We start from the raw sequence: 17993 nt of genomic DNA on the forward strand, positions 1-17993 counted from the left end.
AATCAGGTAATAACACTAATTCCACGACTGTCACTTGCTCTTGAGAAGTACCGTAAATATAGTACGGAGTGTGTTCATCCACATAATTTCATAAAACTTGTTTTATTCCTCTTCTCGCAATGACCATTCGGCAACACGCTCATCATAAACCTATCCGCCTACACATTACACACCTTCGATTGAACTCACGAACAAGATACATTCTCTTTTCAATTCGATTATATCTCAAGTAATATTTTTTTTACAGTTTCATATGTGATACCACTCTCAATCATTCATCATCAATGTTGAGAGAGTGTTTTTGATTAAAGAAAAAAAATATGTATTTTTGCATCCCGAAAAGCGAAAGAAACTTCTGTCTCGGGAACCTTTTTCAGGCTTCAATCCTTTTCATTACAACGACAACGTTTAATTATTCAACACTTAGGATTTCATTCGATGACTACCTCTATCAGTAAATTTGTTCTTCTCCTCTTACTCAGCGCTTCCATAGCCATTTCAGGCAATGTAAGCGGTAAAATTAACTTCAAAGGCGCAAAACCTGCCCCCTCGAAAATAAAAATGTCAAGCGACCAGAAATGCATGAAGGTTCATTCAGGCAAAGATGTCGTTTCCGACCAGGTTGTAGTCAATGCAAACAACACTCTTCGCTGGACGTTCGTCTATGTGAAAAAAGGATTGGAAGGAAAGAAATTTCCTCAACCCAAAAACAAAGCAAGCATTGACCAACAAGGTTGTATGTACTCTCCGCACGTTCTCGGGATGATGGTCAACCAACCATTAGAAATTATCAACAGCGACCCGACGATGCACAACATCCATGCACTTCCGAAAAACAGTCCGCAATTCAATATCGGGCAACCAATCAAAGGACAACGAACAACAAAAACATTTGCCAAAGCAGAAACAATGGTTCGTGTCAAATGCGATGTCCACAACTGGATGGGCGCATGGGTTGGCGTACTTGACCATCCCTTCTTTGCAGTAAGTGATGGAGACGGAAATTTCGCCATCAAAGATTTACCTGCCGGTGATTATGAACTTGAAGCATGGCATGAAAAGTTCGGAACAAAAACAATGAAAGTCAAAGTCGGCGCATCCGACACACAAACAGCAGACTTTACCTTCGAAGGTAAGTAACTAATTTTATAATTCACCCGGATGCAGAGGCAATCAGTCTCTGCATCTTGTTCTTTCATCATAGAAGAGTCTCATGAGCACATCTTCCCACTCTCACACCGCTGACGCGCACATCCACCATGATGCACACCATCATGAGCAAGGATTTTGGAGCAAATACGTTTTCTCCACCGACCACAAAGTCATCGGTATCCAGTACGGAGTAACCTCCCTCCTTTTTCTATTTCTCGGTTTTACTTTGATGATGATAATGCGATGGCAACTCGCGTATCCCGGCGAACCTTTTCCCGTGATACGGTTTGTCCTACCAATCGGCATCATCGGTTTGCTGACGATGTTTGTTTCCGGTTTCAAACCTTCACTCGGAACGACAGTCGGAGTGTTGTTCATGGCAATGGCGGCGTTGGTCTGGTATCTCGCTACCGGTGAAGAACGAATGCCGATGGGAATTATGGCGCCTGAATATTACAACTCGCTCGGCGCTATGCACGGAACAATCATGATATTTCTTGGAGTCGTTCCGCTTGGCGTCGGCGCATTCGGAAATTATGTCATGCCGTTGCAAATCGGCGCACCGGATATGGCATTCCCAAAACTCAATATGATGAGTTATTGGATTTACCTCGTCGGCGGAATTATCATGGTTATCAGTTTCTTCGTCCCCGGCGGCGCGGCAAACTCAGGTTGGACATCCTATCCTCCGCTTTCGGAGATAGCAACGACCGGGCAAACGTGGTGGCTCGTCGGAATGGTCTTTCTTATTACCTCTTCTCTCCTCGGCTCCGTGAATTTCATCGTTACGATATTACAACTTCGGGCGAAGGGATTAAGTTTTATGAAACTCCCGTTCTTTGTTTGGGCGCAGTTAGTTACATCGTTCCTTCTTCTCCTTGCTTTCCCTCCACTCGAAGCGGCGGGGATTTTACAACTGCTCGATAGAGTTGCAGGAACTAGTTTCTTCCTCCCAAGCGGATTAGTCATCAGCGGAGAGAAACTTATGAACGCCGGCGGCGGAACTCCGATTCTCTGGCAACATCTGTTCTGGTTCCTTGCACACCCGGAAGTGTATGTTCTGATTCTCCCTGCGATGGGAATCATCTCTGAAATTATCGCGAACAATACCCGCAAACCTCTCTGGGGATATAAATACATTGTCTATTCCGCGCTCTTTATCGGGTTCATGTCCTTCATCGTCTGGGCGCATCACATGTACATCACCGGAATGGGAACAACCATCAGCGCGTTCTTTCAAACGACGACGATGATTATCTCCGTCCCCTCCATCGTTATTTTGACCTCGCTCGCAATTTCGTTATACGGCGGCTCGATTCGATATAACACGGCAATGCTCTTTGCTCTTGCCTTCATCCCGATGTTCGGAATCGGCGGCTTGACAGGATTACCTCTCGGCTTAGCAACCTCCGATTTACATTTACACGACACGTACTATGTTATCGGGCATTTCCACTATGTCGTAGCGCCTGGAACTATCTTTGCCCTCTTTGCAGGTATCTATTGGTGGTTTCCAAAACTCACCGGTAGAACGATGAACGAAACACTCGGCAAGATTCATTTCTGGGGTTCATTCGTCTGTATGAATTTTATTTTCTTCCCGATGTTGATTCAAGGTATGGCAGGGCTTTCCCGCCGTCTTTACGATGGCGGCGAACAATACTCCCATTCCGCAAATGTCATTTACCTTAACGAAGTAATGTCTATCGCCGCATGGGTGATGGCGATTTTCCAAATCTTCTTTATTGTCAACGTCTTTCTCAGTATGAAAAAAGGAAAGAAGACAACCGATAATCATTGGGAAGCAACAACATTAGAGTGGTCTGCAACAACCGCGCCGCCGCTCGCACACGGAAACTTTGTCACACTACCAACGGTCTATCACGGTCCGTACGAGTACAGCGTCCCCGGTGCGAAAAAAGATTTTACTCCTCAAAATGAAAAATAGGTGAACAAGAATGCAAATACCATATACAAGTGAACACCATCCCGAAACCGGCTTGTACAATGCCAAGTTGGGGATCTGGTTATTTCTTGCTTCAGAAGTGATGCTCTTCGGAGCGTTGTTCACTTCGTACATCCTCCTCCGCATGGGCGCACCAACATGGCCCCACGGATGGGAGATACTCAACATTCCTCTTGCAACGGTAAATACTGTTGTTCTTATTGCATCAAGCGTAACGATGGTTATGTCGTGGGCTTCGCTCATGATGAACGACTTCAAAAAATATAAGATGTACATGGGAATCACCGTCGTATGCGGTTTGATATTCCTTGTCATAAAAGGATTTGAATACGCTGCAAAATTTGAACATGGATATTTTCCGAGTACGAATAACTTTTTCGCCACCTATTTTACACTAACAGGTTTACACGGATTACACGTCATCGGTGGTATTATCGTCAACGCATACTTCTGGGGTCCCGGAAGCAAAATGTGGAAAACAGAACCGCAACGGTTTGTCAACCGTATTGAAGTTGCCGGGTTGTACTGGCACTTCGTTGACCTTGTCTGGATTTTCCTTTTCCCATCACTGTATTTACTGTAGGAAATTATGGAACACTCACACGCAGAAATAAAAAAACACGTCCGAAAATATATTTTCGTTTTTGTCGCGCTCATGGCGTTGACCGTCGTAACGGTTGCAGTCTCGTACCTGCATCTTACCATGACCACCGCGGTGATTGTTGCGTTATTTATCGCTTCAATCAAAGGCGCTCTTGTTGCCGGCTATTTTATGCACTTGATTTCTGAAAAGAAAGTTATTTATCTGACGCTTGCTTTTACTCTCTTCTTTTTCATCGGAATGATTGTGCTTACGATGTCTTCAATCTCAGACCAGGTAATGATGCCCCATGTCTCTTAAATCGTTTCACATATTTTTTATTACCGTCTCGACATTGTTCGCCTTCGGTTTCGCCGCATGGTTTATTAAATCATATAACACGTCGGAAGAGGTGAGCAATCTATTTGCCGCACTGCTTTCTGCTATAAGCGGCGTCGGGCTGATTATCTATGGCATTCGTTTCCTGAAGAAACTGCAACACGTCCGGTTTCTATGATTCGACATTTTCTTATCATCGCCCTTCTCGTTCTCACAATTCCATCGTCAAACGGAATTGCGTGTCCGAGTTGTTTCGGGGCGGCAGATAATGCAACAATGGATGCGGCGAACACTGCCGTATGGGTGTTGCTTGGCATTACCGGTTTTGTGTTACTGAGCGTCGTCGGCTTTTCCTTCTTTGTCTGGAAACGGACGAAACGTTTACACACTCAACTTTCACACGACTCTTATATTGACGATAACGGAATTATACATCTGAAAAATAACAAAGGAATTTTTGAATGGAACAATTCTTAGGACTTCCACCAATCGCTTCTGAACATGGAATTGAAGTTGACCACCTGCTTGTGCTTTTGCACTGGCTCATGCTCATCTTGTTCGTGGGTTGGACTTCATACTTTCTCTATGCACTTATTCGATTTCGAAAAAAGAGCCAACCGGTCGCGAACTATGTTGGCACAAAAAGTAAAATCGTTCTCTATCTCGCGTTAGCAATTGCAATATTCGAAGTTGTCCTTGATGTTGCCTACTCCGTTCCGGTTTGGGAAAAGCGCATCAACGAATTTCCATCGGAGAAGGAAGCCACCGTTGTGCGTATCGTTGCAGAACAGTTTGCATGGAATATTCACTATCCGGGACCGGATGGAATTTTCGGCAAAACGTCACTTAATTTAATTGACCCCGATAATCCGCTCGGTCTTGACAGAAACGACCCGGGTGCGAAAGATGACATTATTACTATCAATCAACTCAATGTCCCGGTGAATAAACCGGTGATTGTTCGTCTGACTTCAAAAGATGTTATTCACAGTCTCAATCTTCCGTTTCTTCGTTTGAAACAAGATGCAATTCCGGGAATGATGATTCCGTTGTGGTTCATGCCGAACAAGACGACAGCGGAAATCCAACAAACTCTTGCTCACAAAGTTCAACTCAAACCGTTTATTGAAAAAACGAAATCTGTTACAATTCCACCTGAACAAACGCTCTCAATCAGTGGCAGCGCTCTGGATGGATTTGTTCTCACGCAGGACGCGATAGATAATACGGGCGCATCCATTCTTAGTGCAGGAGAATTGTTAAATTCGGACAACGTTAAGCGTCTTATTGAAAATAACGTCACCTCCGTGAAAGCAAGAGAAGTTGCTCAACTCGATAAGTACCTCTCAACTCAGGAAATCAAAGATAAAGATGGTAATCCTGTATTAATGAAAGGCGAACCGATGATGGAGGAAGCGGTAACACGTGCAATGAAAGCAGGCGCTACACAACTTTCCGTTCGTCCATCTGCCAAACTCGATACATACGTGGCGATGGAGGAGTACAAAGACAACTCCGGGAATGTCATTCTTGAAAAGAACGGTTTCGTTGACGATGCCATCATAGATAAATTAGTTGAAGCAGGAATTATGGAAATTACTATTTCTACTTCCACTCCGACAGAGATTGCCTGCGCTCAGTTATGCGGACTCGGTCATTACAGAATGCGCGGCTACATGATCATTCAAACTCCCGAAGAATTTAACGCGTGGATGACGGAACAGTTATCTTCGTTGCAACCTGTTGAAGAGCCGGTTGATTCAACTTCAATGATGACTGATTCAACAACCATCAGTACGGAAACACCACAGGAGAATAATCAGTGAGAGGTTACAGCAAAGCCCTTAATCGTTTTGCAATTATCGTTGCCTGCTCAACATTTTTTCTGATTATCGCAGGCGGCTATGTAACAAGCACACAATCCGGATTGTCCGTTCCCGATTGGCCCAACACGTACGGACATTTCATGTTCTCCTTTCCGCTTGACCAAATGGTCGGTGGAATCTTTTATGAACATTCTCATCGTTTGATTGCTTCCGTTGTAGGTTTCCTAACAGTTATTCTTGCATTTTGGCTTTGGAAAAAAGATGACAGAAAGTGGGTCAGAGTTTTAGGCTTTGTCGCTCTTGGTTCTGTCATTACGCAAGGAATTCTCGGTGGCTTGACTGTACTTTTTTTCCTACCGACAGCAATCTCGGTTTCTCATGCAACACTTGCTCAATCATTCTTTGGCATTGTTGCTTCAATTGCGCTTTTTACATCTAAATGGTGGCGGGATGAACAACCTAAATTGAAGGATTCATCAAACAATCTTACAAGATTGACGATGTTCACCACTGCCGCGATTTTCATTCAACTTATACTCGGCGCATTGATGAGACACTCGGAAGCAGGACTTGCTGTTCCTGATTTTCCTTTTGCGTACGGTCAGTGGCTTCCTTCTTTCAGTCCTGAAGCGATGCGAACATACAACGAATATCTTGAATCAATCGGTCTTCGCATCTTTGCTGATGAGCCGATTACTGCTTCACAAGTTCTCGTTCACATGCTTCACAGAGTTTGGGCGTTCGTCGTTGCCGGTCTTGCAATCTGGACAGCATTCCAATTGCAAAAGCATGCCGTAAAAAGCAAACGGCTCTCCCGCCTCTCGCTTCTGTTGTTTGTTTTGATTTTGATTCAAATAACACTCGGCGCGTTCACCGTTCTTTCTCAAAAAGCAATTGATGTTACAACTGCACATGTTGCAACCGGCGCGCTCCTCCTTATCATTTCTGTTCTGACAACATTGCACACTGTGAAGTTGTTCGGATTTTCAGAGAAGAAACATGTTGCTTATTCATTCAAAACAAAAGAAGTGACCGCATGAACACACAGGCAAATGTGTTATCACAACCGATGACAAGAACCCGCTCCCGCTTTCTCGATTACATTGAATTGATGAAACCGGAATTGACGTTCCTTTCTGTTTTGACTACGCTCTGCGGTTTCTATCTTGCAACACAAGGCGAAATGGATTGGTGGCTGTTCATCAACGTTGCGATTGGAACCACACTCGTCGGCGGCGGTGCAGGCGCGCTCAATCAATACATCGAACGCGCATACGATGCGATGATGAAAAGAACGGAACGCCGGCCACTACCCGCTGGGAGATTATTTCCCATCGAAGTCTTGGTCTTCGGTGTTCTGATTTCTGTCTTCGGAATTTTGCAATTAACAATTCTTGTGAATGTGCTGACCGGATTTCTCGCGTTCCTCACATGGAGTTCCTATTTATTTCTCTACACACCGTTGAAACGCATCTCTCCCATTTCAACCCTCATCGGCGGCATCCCCGGCGCACTTCCACCAATGATGGGATGGACTGCAGTTCGAAATGAAATTACGATTGAAGCATGGGTTCTCTTTGCTATTTTATTCTTTTGGCAGATGCCGCACTTCTTCTCACTCGCTTGGATGTATAGAAAAGATTACGCAAAAGCCGGCTTTAAAATTCTCTCTGTCGTTGATGAATCGGGAAAACGAACAAGCCGACAAATCTTTGCATACCTCCTTGCTCTGATTCCGGCAAGCATCGCTCCGACAGTTATCGGAATGACCGGCTCGCTCTCCGTTATCAGCGCGTTGTTCCTTGGATTCGGTTTTCTTATATTTGGCGTAGCGTTGATGAAGTTTTCACGTCAACACTCAGGAGATTCACTGAGCAAAGTCAATTATTATTCGCGCAAACTATTTTTTGCATCGCTTGTGTATCTGCCTGTTCTGATGATTATGTTGAGTTTAGATAAATTGTAATGAATCCTGTTGTAGATATAAAAAACCTCTCCCACTCCTACCCGCCAACCCGAAAACAATTAGAACCACGCCAAGCGCTCAAGAACGTTTCACTGCAAATTCACAAGGCAGAAATATTTTGCCTGCTCGGTCCGAACGGGAGTGGCAAAAGTACGCTCTTCAAGATTCTCTCGACACTCATTACGCCGGGCGAGGGTTCGGTCAATATTCTCAATTACGACTTGGCTACTCAGCCTGATGATGTTCGAAAACAGATTGGTGTTGTGTTTCAGCATCCGAGTTTAGATATCAAACTCACAGCACGTGAGAATCTTCTTCATCAAGGACATCTTTATGGATTGCGTGGCGCAGAACTACGCAACAGAATTTCTGAAATGCTTTGCCGCGTCGGTTTAACCGAACGAACGAACGACCTCGTCGAACATCTTTCCGGCGGAAACCAACGACGTGTTGAACTTGCAAAAGGATTACTCCATTATCCGAAATTGATGTTCCTCGATGAACCAAGCACCGGCGTTGACCCCGGCGCACGTCGTGACTTTATGAACTATCTCAAAGAGTTGAGAGACAAAAATGAAATCACCATCATTCTCACAACACACATTCTTGAAGAAGCGGATGCATGCGATAGAATTGCGATTCTCGATAACGGAAATTTGGTTGCGCTCGGTACGCCGCAAGAGTTGAAGCATGAAATCGGCGGCGATGTTATCACGCTGACCTCTACCAATTCCACAACATTATCTGAGGAAATTAAAAACCGTTTCGGAGATTCGTCAACAGTGATAGACAACGTCGTTCACATCGAACGAAGAAACGGAAGCGAATTCATCCCCGACCTTGTCCACGCCTTTCCCGATTTGATTGAAAGTGTTACACTTAAAAAGCCCTCACTTGAAGATGTATTCATTCATAAAACGGGGCATCGGTTTTGGAATTAATTACACATGGCATCTGTCAATCGTCATTGGTCATTTGTCATTTGTGTTATAATCATCAGCAACCAGAAATCGGCAATCATCAATCGAAAATGATTCATTCAGAATTTATTAACCTCAAACCCCTAACCACGAACCCGTAACCAAGACCATGCTCGCAACACTAACTCTCTGTCGCCGTGAACTCGTCCGCTTCTACCGTCAACGCAGCCGGATGATTGGCGTTATCGGTTCACCTCTTGTGTTTTGGTTTTTGATTGGTTCAGGTTTATCGAAATCATTCCATCATCCTGCCGCGCCGCCGGAGATGAATTACCTTGAATATTTCTTTCCAGGAACAATCGTCTTGATAGTTCTCTTCACTTCTATTTTTTCAACAATGTCCATCATCGAAGATAGAAAAGAAGGATTTTTGCAATCAGTAATTGTTGCCCCGATTTCCGGCATCAGTATCGCCATGGGAAAAATACTTGGAGGAACTGCGCTTTCCTTAATTCAGGCGACCATTCTTTTATTGATTGCCCCATTTCTTGGAATACAATTTTCGTTACTGAGTTTGCTTTTAATCTTTTTGGTTTTATTCATCATCGCCTTCGGTTTGACAGGACTCGGCTTTCTGCTCGCATGGCGAATGGATTCCACACAAGGATTTCACGCCATCATGAATTTGTTTCTTATTCCGTTGTGGCTTCTCTCCGGCGCATTGTTTCCTGCTTCCGGAGCGGCAGGTTGGCTTAGTACATTGATGCAACTCAATCCGCTCAGTTACGGAATCGCCTCACTCCGACAAGCATTGTATTTCAACGGGCATATTGCGACACAGGAACTCACGCCTCTCAGCATCAATCTTCTTATCGTTATCGCTTTTGCTGCGGTGATGTTGTATCTCTCTGCTGTCTCAGTCCGAAAGAAAACAATACTTTGAAATTACCTTTGCGTTCTTCGCGTCTTTGCGGTTTATACACTCATGAATAAAAAGCAAATAGTCTTGCTCATTGCGGTTATAGTAGTTGGACTTACCTCTGCAATACTCAAACTATACCGAACCAATACTGATGCGTCTTCTTCATTGCCTCAAATAGGAACCGTCCCGGAATTTTCTCTTTTCACACAAGACAGTGTTTCCTTCACAAAAGAAAATCTCCTTGGACATATCACCATCGCTGACTTCATCTTCACAAGTTGCGGCGGTCCCTGCCCGTTGATGAGCGCAAAGATGCAAGAGTTACAGGAACAATTACCAAATGCAAACATCAAACTCCTCTCCTTCTCCGTTGACCCGGAATACGATACACCAAACATCCTCAAAGAATACGGACATAAGTTCAATGCACAACAAAACAAATGGACATTCCTCACCGGCGAACGAAAGGCAATCTACTCCCTTGCACGCTACGGATTCAAACTAACAGTCGAAGATGAAGAAAACGCCATCCTCCACAGCACCAAATTCATTTTAATTGATGATAAAGCAATCATTCGCGGCTACTACGATTATGAAGACTCAACTGCCTTACAGCGGCTAATTGTTGATGCACAGACGTTAAGTGAAATGTGAGTGGTAATTGGTGAGTAGTGATTGGTGAATTGTAATTTGTTATTGGTCAATTGTCATTTGTCATTCGGCTTTTGTACTTGGTAATTAGTTCCTTGTACTTTGCAGTTAATTCTCTGTACTCATAATCTCAACTACTTATCTACTCAACGACTCAACTACTTTTTAATTGATAATGGATTTCCTCCCTACTCTCAACGCTCTTCTCAACTCGACAAGCGCTATTTTACTGTTAGCGGGTCGTTACTTCATCAAACAGAATAACAGAGATGCGCACAAGAAATTGATGCTTGGCGCGTTCAGCGTCTCAGTTCTGTTTTTGATTTCATACCTCACCTATCATTTCTTTCACGGCTCGACGAAATTTCAAGGGGAAGGAATTATTCGGACGGTGTATTTCATCATTCTCATAAGCCATACAATTCTCGCGGCGGTTCTTGCGCCGATGGTTATTTTTACTCTGCGTCGCGGTTTAAAACAAAAGTTCGCTCTCCACAAAAAACTCGCCCGTTGGACGTATCCGATTTGGCTGTATGTTTCCGTTACGGGTGTGGTGATTTATTTGATGTTGTATCAGATTTTTCCAGCACAATAATTTGTAGCATGACAAAAGAGAATTTGTTATCTTTAAATTGTGAAAAATGTAAAACATCATTTCCTTGATTTCATTATTGACAGATTGACGAACTCAATCTTCAATACTATTTCAGGTGATAGTTTCCCAACAGAAATATCGCGTTTAACGTTGTCTGACCTTCATCATATTTCGAAGAAAAATGGATGGGTATTTGATTGGAGAAAAGAATTAGATGACAATTCAAAAGAAGTTTACAAACTTTCTGTTACATACAATCCAAATGTCATCCAAGGGATTGTTAGTTTTACAATCAAATCCGACCATGTTTTTATTGACCTGCTTGAAAGCGCTCCATTTAACAGGGGAGCAAATAAACTTTATGAAGGAGTTCCCGGCAATTTAGTCGCCTATGTATGTAAAACTTCTTTTCAACATGGTTATGATGGATATGTTTCGTTCATGGCAAAAACTAATCTTATTGAGCATTATAACAAAACTTTAGATGCGTACCATCTTGGCGGAAATCTGATGATAATACAAACAACAACAGCACAAAAACTTATTGACAAATATTTCAAGAGCTAACATTATGGGATACATTAAAGAACCTGCCGGAGTTGACCTCTACATTAAAAGTAAACCTCTGACAAAGGATGAAGAAAAAGCTATTAGCGAATTTATTAAAGCAGATAAATTGAAACGAAGTAAGGTCACATACAAAAGAGTAAAGAACCCTACGAAGAAAATTGCTGTGGCATGAGCAAAAATAATACAGAGCAAGAAACTTCCCGCTCTGTACTACTAATCCACAAAGGTGTTACCATCTCTCCATTGACATGTGTATGTGCGACTCACTTTCCCTGTTAAGATTAAAGATAATATGAACTTTAATTACAATTCAAAACGAGAAGTGAGTCGCACATTCTTAGGTCAGGGAATAATTATCTTCCCACCCGTATTCACCTTCACAAAATATCCTCTCCCCTTTCGTATCGTATCTGCCGGTTGATATATCAAATCAAATCCATAGAAAGGCGAGTCAATTATATTTGTCGGTAAAATGTTCAACTGTGAAACAGCAACATCGTGGTCTGATGCGCCGATAAGATTCCATCCGGTCGTGACATTGATTGTATCACTTCCTCGTACCTTGCCGAGAACCTGTATAGTATCAAACGAATTGAATTTAATCCAATACCCAACTTTCGACCTGAGCGTTACATCATAAAAATACCCGTTTGGATTGTTGTAGTAATACGCATTTGAACCGGCATTGGGAAATACTGCTGTCTTGACTGGATTATTTGGTGCTATTGGAAGCGATACGATATTCCATCCTGTTGCAACATTCATGCTTACAGAAACCGATGCAACCGTATCGGGAAAAGTAAAGTTGCAAACGACAGGAATATGGTCGGCGGCGTAATATAATCCGTGAGCGACACTATCCGGCACAGCATAGTTCGGGAGACGATTGATGCTTGCATTGTAATGTTGTCCGTCGTTGCCAAATGCCTTGTAGGATGATACAATCATATTATCTTCATACAACGAGTACGACGGAAGAAGCATGTCGAAACGGTCATCCATGCCGCCGTTGGAAGATTGTGGAGCCTGTGTATGGTAAGCAGCATATGCAGATTGATTCCATGTTCCTGTCATGTTGAGCGGGTCTTTTACTCTTCCATCATTGTCTGAAGTATTAGCAATCAACGTTTGGTATGCCGCTTCTGTACCTCCGTAGATATTGTAATCGCCTGCGATGATAAAATTTGTATTCGCCTGAAGTTGATTCAAATAATCCCTGAGATACTCACTCTCCTGTCTCCTTCTTGCAGTGTCAGATGCACCTGCTTTTAAATGAAGTGAGTAGATTCTTAGTGATTCATCCGACCATTTTGGCTTGATTGTATATTCAGCGATGAAGCGGGTTAACACGCCGTTGGTTAAATAATTCACATTCACAATTTTTACTTTTGATGTATCATAGAAAATGGAATTGTCGGTATCCGGTCCATCGTAAAACTGCACTGTTGCATATTTGCCCGGCTGATAATAATTCATCACTTGGTTGAGGAACAGTGTAACTCCCGCCTGATTTATTATTTCCTGCACTACAAGAACATCCGGTTTCATGTTGTGAATGACTTTTCGGAACTGTGTGTGCCGTGTCGAAGTATCGGAATAGTTCAGAATATTGTATGAAGCGATCCGGAGTGTATCACCACCAAAGACCTGAGAACAAGTGAGAATAATAAGAGACAGAAGTAACGTATAAGAATTCTTCATAACTGATTTCAATATACAGAGATTGAAAAAGTAAGCCAAAGAAGTTCTTCACAGAAAATAATTTCACTCAAAGACGAAATTTCCCTTGACTAATTCAAAATTTCTTCGTATCCTTATGCCAGATGAATTCTCAATCCAACGATATGATGTTGATGCGCACTTGGTACTGGTCATACTGGTATCAAATTCCGCGTTTTGTCGGTGGAAAGAGAAAGGCATAATTAGTTCTCCTAAAATAAAAAAAAATGAAGCCCTTCTTGGAACACCAAGAAGGGTTTTTTGTTTCAACCGAAATGACATTTGAAGAATTTGAAATATTAGGACAAACATACAACGTCATCCCCGTCAGCAAATCGTTGCTGGCAGATACGTTGACACCGGTCTCCGCCTATTTACGTTTGAGAAAAGAGAGCGATAAATCTTTTCTTTTTGAAAGCGTTGAAGGAGGAGAACGGATTGCGCGCTATTCATTCATCGGTAAAAATCCGATTGTGACATTGAAGTGTAAAGAGAAAACTACATGGATTTCGGAGAAAGGAATAACGTTCGAATCAAACAACAACTTCTTCGACATCATTGATAAAACGATAAGCAAGTACAAACAGCCAACACTTCCGAATCTCCCCCGTTTTCGCGGCGGCTTGGTTGGATTTATCGGATACGATGCAATTCGGTTTGTTGAAAATATTCCCGCGTCAGTTTCGGACAGTTCTCCTATGTTCGACAGTATTCTCTCCCTCTACACAACTGTTCTTGCATTTGACCATCTCAAACATCAAATTATTATCATCGTCAATGTCGTTGTGAATCCAGATGAACCATTAATCGAACAATACAACAGCGCATTGAATGAGATTGCAACACTTGAATCACAACTTCGTGATTCAACTCCATCATCACATGAGTTCCATTCAGATTCAAACTCATTGAGGCATGAAATCGAACATGAACAATTTCTACAATCAGTTGAACAAGCAAAACATCACATCCATGAAGGAGATATTTTTCAAGTTGTTCTCTCGCAACGGTTCTCAACGTCGTATCATGGTGACTTGTTCAACGTGTATCGCGCGCTTCGCATCGTTAATCCTTCTCCCTATTTATATTATTTGTCGTTCGATGATTTTACTGTGATTGGTTCATCGCCTGAAATTCTTGTCCGTGTGGAAAACGGAGCGACAGAAGTTTATCCCATCGCCGGAACACGCAGGCGCGGCGCTACCGACGAAGAAGACAAACGGCTCGAAGCCGAACTTCTTGCCGACACGAAAGAACGAGCAGAACATATCATGCTTGTTGATTTAGGGAGGAATGATTTGGGACGAGTGTGTGAAGTCGGCACAGTCAAAGTTGACCAACTGATGTTTGTGGTTCGATATTCTCACGTCATGCACATTGCTTCACGGGTTACCGGAAAAGTGGACAAAGAAAAATCGTGCGTGGATGTTTTGAAAGCAACATTTCCTGCCGGAACGGTGAGCGGAGCGCCAAAAATTCGCGCAATGGAAATTATTGATAAACTCGAAAAGAGTCGAAGAGGAATTTATGCAGGCGGAGTCGGCTATTTTGATTTTTCGGGGAATATGGATATATGTATTGCCATCAGAACCATGTTTGCAACAAACGATACGATATATCTTCAATCGGGCGCGGGCATCGTCGCCGATTCAAATCCTGAATCGGAGTATCGGGAAACAATCAACAAAGCACAGGCGCTTGTTGAAGCGCTCAAACTTGCCGAAGGAATGATGCGATGATTCTTCTGATTGACAATTACGATTCATTCACATACAACCTCGTTCAACTCATCGGGCAAATCCGAAGCGATATTCATGTCGTTCGCAATGATAAAATTTCAGTGAACGAAATCAAGCAATTGAATCCTGAACGAATCGTCATCTCACCCGGACCCGGGCGTCCCGAAAACGCAGGCATTTGTATTCAAGTTATCAAAGAGCTTGGAAAAACCATTCCGACACTTGGCGTTTGTCTTGGACATCAGGCAATAGGTTGCGCGTTCAATGGAACAATTACCTACGCGCCAACACTGATGCACGGCAAAACTTCAATGATACTTCACCAAGGCGAAGGAATATTTCGTTCGCTTGAAAATCCTTTTGAAGCCACACGATATCATTCACTCGTGATTGCTAAAGAGAATTTCCCGAACGAATTGCTCATCACCGCAACGACGGACGACGGTGTCATCATGGCTATTCGACATAAAGAATTTCCGATTCAAGGAATTCAGTTTCACCCCGAATCTGTTCTAACAAAATCCGGTTACAAGTTAATGTCTAATTGGTTTGAATCATGAAAGAATATCTTCAAAAACTTTGTGAGCTCGGTTCATTAACACAACTGGAAGCTAAATCTGCGATGAACATCATCATGGAAGGGGGAGCAACCGATGCCCAAATCGCTGCGTTTCTGTTCGCCTTGAAAGCAAAGGGCGAGGCAGTGAGTGAGATTTCCGGTTTCGTGGAAGTGATGCGCGAAAAAGCAATTCACATCAACGTTGATGACCCGAACGCGATTGATATGTGCGGAACCGGCGGTGACGGTTCGATGTCATTCAACATTTCGACTCTTGCATCAATCGTTGTTGCGGGCGGAGGTGTGACCGTTGCAAAACATGGTAACCGGGCGGTTTCAAGTTTAAGCGGAAGTGCAGGAATATTGAAAGCGCTTGGTGTGAATATCGAATTGGAAGTTCCGAAAACAGAAGCGTGTGTGAATTCAATCGGCATCGGGTTTTTGTACGCGCCACTTTTTCATCCGGCGATGAAACATGTTGCAAAAGTACGTTCGGAACTTGGCGTGAGAACAGTCTTCAATCTTCTCGGACCACTTACAAATCCCGCAGGAGTGGAGCGCCAATTACTCGGAGTTTTTAACAAAAAGGTTTCGAGAAGTATAACCGACGTAATGACTTCTTTGAAACCTGACCATGTTTGCGTTGTTTATTCGCTTGATGGATTGGATGAAGTGTCTCTCGGTGCGAATACGGTCGTCCGGGAAATCAAAAAGAAAACTGCGCCACGTCTTTTTGAGATTGAGCCGTCATCTTTTGGGTTGAATCAATCGCCGCCTTCATCTGTTCGCGGAGATTCACCTGAACATAATGCGAAAATTGCATTGACTATCCTTCAAGGCGAGAAAAGTCCGTACAGAGATTATGTTGTGGCAAATGCGGCAGCCGGATTTTATGTTGCAGGAAAAGTCGAAACAATTCAAGGCGGAGTTCCGCTCGCTCAGGAATCAATTGATTCAGGAAGAGCGTTGGAGAAATTGAAGCAACTCATTGAGTTCACAAACCGATGAACATTCTTCAACAAATTGTCGAATATAAACGGGATGAAGTCGCCAAGTTGAAACAGAAATATTCAATTTCTGATTTTCAATCATTTGAATTCTTTCAAAGAAAAACTATTTCACTCCGACATTCACTGAACACCACAACGCCTTTTGCTGTGATTGCAGAAATCAAACGCGCATCTCCATCCGCAGGAAGTTTACGGATTGATATTCGACCACAAACCATTGCCGGCGAGTATGAATCTAATGGCGCGGCAGGAATATCTGTCCTGACTGATGAGAAATTTTTTTCCGGTACAATCAAAGATTTATCTGAAGTTAGAAATGTTGTCAGACTTCCGCTTCTCCGAAAAGATTTTATCATTGATGAGCACCAACTTCACGAAGCGAAAGTTGCCGGCGCGGATGCTGTGTTACTTATTGCCGTTATTCTTGAGAAGCAACAACTATCTGATTTACACTCTGCTGCATCAGAACTTGGTTTGGAATCCCTTGTAGAACTCTACGAAGAAAGAGAAATTGAAAAACTCGATTTCGACTCGATGAAACTTGTCGGCATCAACAACCGAGATTTGAAAACGATGACGATTGATATTAACCATTCGATTGAATTATCCCGCTTCATTCCAAAAGATACTACGTTGGTAAGTGAAAGCGGAATTCATTCTACCGATGGTCTCCGAAAATTAAAAGATGCCGGAATAAAGGCGGCGTTGATTGGTGAGTACCTTATGAAATCAAAACAACCCGGACTTGCATTGAAACAATTGTTAGAAAGTACGGAACGATGACTTCGAGTAGCTTTGTGTTTCTTCGTGCTCTTAGTGGTTTATGAAGCCATTGGTAAAAATCTGTGGTATCACGAACTTTGCTGATGCGCTCTTCTGTGCAACTGCCGGAGCGAACTATTTAGGATTTATTTTTTATGAAAATAGTCCCCGATATATTCAGCCATCGAAAGCGAGAGAGATTATCAGAAATCTCCCGTCGAGTGCTACACCCGTAGGAGTGTTCGTCAACGAGATGCGGGAAATCATTGAACGAACAATTCGGGAAACGACCATCAAACTCATTCAACTCAGCGGAGATGAATCTCCCGATGACTGTTCTGAATTTTCAGTTGAAGTGTGGAAAGCGTTTCGTCTGTCAAAGCATGATGAAGTAAATCAAACAAAGGAATATAAAATATCTGCCGCGTTACTTGATGGCTCGAGCAATGGGTTGTACGGCGGAACAGGAAACCATGCGGATTATTCAATTGCACAGGAACTGAAAAAGATTCACCGTCTTGTATTTGCCGGTGGTTTAAATCCTGACAACATTTGTGAAGCAATCCACACTGTTCAACCATTCGCTGTGGATATAAACAGCGGAATCGAACTTGTTCCCGGAAAGAAAAACCATCAAAAAGTAAAATTATTATTTGATAAACTGAACCAATAAAAAATGGTCAATAGTGAATTGCCAACTGTCAATTGTCAATGTTT

The 17993-nt window shown here is 42.9% G+C and carries 21 protein-coding genes; 20 read left to right on the forward strand and 1 reads right to left on the reverse strand.

Annotated elements, in window-relative coordinates:
• Positions 1–438 precede the first annotated feature (438 nt).
• From HY960_15400 to HY960_15470, 15 genes are all read left to right on the forward strand, one after another.
• Positions 439–1140 (forward strand): carboxypeptidase regulatory-like domain-containing protein, encoded by a 702-nt coding sequence (locus HY960_15400; protein MBI5217141.1) that lies wholly within the window; start codon positions 439–441, stop codon positions 1138–1140.
• A gap of 73 nt (positions 1141–1213) precedes the next feature.
• Entirely contained in the window at positions 1214–3100 is a 1887-nt protein-coding gene (locus HY960_15405) for a cbb3-type cytochrome c oxidase subunit I (GenBank protein ID MBI5217142.1), read from the forward strand.
• Between the two features lie 10 nt (positions 3101–3110).
• Entirely contained in the window at positions 3111–3701 is a 591-nt protein-coding gene (locus HY960_15410) for a cytochrome c oxidase subunit 3 (GenBank protein MBI5217143.1), read from the forward strand.
• A gap of 6 nt (positions 3702–3707) precedes the next feature.
• The gene (locus HY960_15415; GenBank protein ID MBI5217144.1) at positions 3708–4019 is read left to right on the forward strand and encodes a cytochrome C oxidase subunit IV family protein; all 312 of its coding nucleotides are present in this window, start codon (positions 3708–3710) and stop codon (positions 4017–4019) included.
• Positions 4009–4215, forward strand: coding sequence for a hypothetical protein (locus HY960_15420; protein ID MBI5217145.1), 207 nt, complete (start codon positions 4009–4011; stop codon positions 4213–4215). Before HY960_15415 ends, HY960_15420 begins: the two co-directional genes overlap by 11 nt.
• Positions 4212–4514 carry a hypothetical protein gene (locus HY960_15425; protein MBI5217146.1) on the forward strand — a complete coding sequence of 101 codons (303 nt, stop codon included), beginning with the start codon at positions 4212–4214 and terminating at the stop codon, positions 4512–4514. The genes HY960_15420 and HY960_15425 overlap by 4 nt, the downstream gene beginning before the upstream one ends.
• Entirely contained in the window at positions 4499–5863 is a 1365-nt protein-coding gene (locus tag HY960_15430) for a hypothetical protein (GenBank protein ID MBI5217147.1), read from the forward strand. Before HY960_15425 ends, HY960_15430 begins: the two co-directional genes overlap by 16 nt.
• Entirely contained in the window at positions 5860–6903 is a 1044-nt protein-coding gene (locus HY960_15435; protein ID MBI5217148.1) for a COX15/CtaA family protein, read from the forward strand. The genes HY960_15430 and HY960_15435 overlap by 4 nt, the downstream gene beginning before the upstream one ends.
• On the forward strand, positions 6900–7829 hold the full coding sequence (gene cyoE, locus HY960_15440; protein ID MBI5217149.1) for a protoheme IX farnesyltransferase: 930 nt from the start codon (positions 6900–6902) through the stop codon (positions 7827–7829). Before HY960_15435 ends, cyoE begins: the two co-directional genes overlap by 4 nt.
• Positions 7829–8770, forward strand: a complete 942-nt coding sequence (locus tag HY960_15445) for an ABC transporter ATP-binding protein (protein MBI5217150.1) — start codon at positions 7829–7831, stop codon at positions 8768–8770. Before cyoE ends, HY960_15445 begins: the two co-directional genes overlap by 1 nt.
• 148 nt (positions 8771–8918) lie before the next feature.
• Positions 8919–9692 (forward strand): ABC transporter permease, encoded by a 774-nt coding sequence (locus tag HY960_15450; GenBank protein MBI5217151.1) that lies wholly within the window; start codon positions 8919–8921, stop codon positions 9690–9692.
• Positions 9693–9734: 42 nt separating this feature from the next.
• Complete coding sequence (locus tag HY960_15455) at positions 9735–10325, forward strand: SCO family protein (GenBank protein ID MBI5217152.1); 591 nt, start codon at positions 9735–9737, stop codon at positions 10323–10325.
• Between the two features lie 172 nt (positions 10326–10497).
• A complete protein-coding gene (locus tag HY960_15460) occupies positions 10498–10917 on the forward strand; it encodes a DUF420 domain-containing protein (GenBank protein ID MBI5217153.1) in 420 nt (139 codons plus the stop codon).
• A 39-nt stretch (positions 10918–10956) separates the two neighbouring features.
• Entirely contained in the window at positions 10957–11484 is a 528-nt protein-coding gene (locus HY960_15465) for a hypothetical protein (protein MBI5217154.1), read from the forward strand.
• 4 nt (positions 11485–11488) lie between these two features.
• Complete coding sequence (locus HY960_15470) at positions 11489–11659, forward strand: hypothetical protein (protein MBI5217155.1); 171 nt, start codon at positions 11489–11491, stop codon at positions 11657–11659.
• A 170-nt stretch (positions 11660–11829) separates the two neighbouring features.
• Here HY960_15470 and HY960_15475 read toward each other — a convergent pair whose 3' ends face one another.
• A complete protein-coding gene (locus HY960_15475; protein ID MBI5217156.1) occupies positions 11830–13188 on the reverse strand; it encodes an endonuclease/exonuclease/phosphatase family protein in 1359 nt (452 codons plus the stop codon).
• 293 nt (positions 13189–13481) lie between these two features.
• Here HY960_15475 and trpE point away from each other — a divergent pair, with 293 nt between their 5' ends.
• Genes trpE through HY960_15500 form a run of 5 tightly spaced genes read left to right on the forward strand, consistent with a single transcriptional unit; the run spans position 13482 to position 17949 of the window.
• Positions 13482–14945: an anthranilate synthase component I gene (gene trpE, locus HY960_15480; GenBank protein ID MBI5217157.1), complete on the forward strand. Its 1464-nt coding sequence runs from the start codon at positions 13482–13484 to the stop codon at positions 14943–14945.
• Positions 14942–15505 carry an aminodeoxychorismate/anthranilate synthase component II gene (locus HY960_15485; GenBank protein ID MBI5217158.1) on the forward strand — a complete coding sequence of 188 codons (564 nt, stop codon included), beginning with the start codon at positions 14942–14944 and terminating at the stop codon, positions 15503–15505. Before trpE ends, HY960_15485 begins: the two co-directional genes overlap by 4 nt.
• Positions 15502–16512 carry an anthranilate phosphoribosyltransferase gene (gene trpD / locus HY960_15490; GenBank protein MBI5217159.1) on the forward strand — a complete coding sequence of 337 codons (1011 nt, stop codon included), beginning with the start codon at positions 15502–15504 and terminating at the stop codon, positions 16510–16512. Before HY960_15485 ends, trpD begins: the two co-directional genes overlap by 4 nt.
• Entirely contained in the window at positions 16509–17297 is a 789-nt protein-coding gene (gene trpC, locus HY960_15495; GenBank protein MBI5217160.1) for an indole-3-glycerol phosphate synthase TrpC, read from the forward strand. Before trpD ends, trpC begins: the two co-directional genes overlap by 4 nt.
• Positions 17298–17337: 40 nt before the next feature.
• Positions 17338–17949 carry a phosphoribosylanthranilate isomerase gene (locus HY960_15500; GenBank protein MBI5217161.1) on the forward strand — a complete coding sequence of 204 codons (612 nt, stop codon included), beginning with the start codon at positions 17338–17340 and terminating at the stop codon, positions 17947–17949.
• Positions 17950–17993 lie beyond the last annotated feature (44 nt).

It is taken from the genome of Ignavibacteriota bacterium (genome assembly GCA_016212665.1).
Classification (GTDB): Bacteria; Bacteroidota; Ignavibacteria; order UBA10030; family SZUA-254; genus FW602-bin19.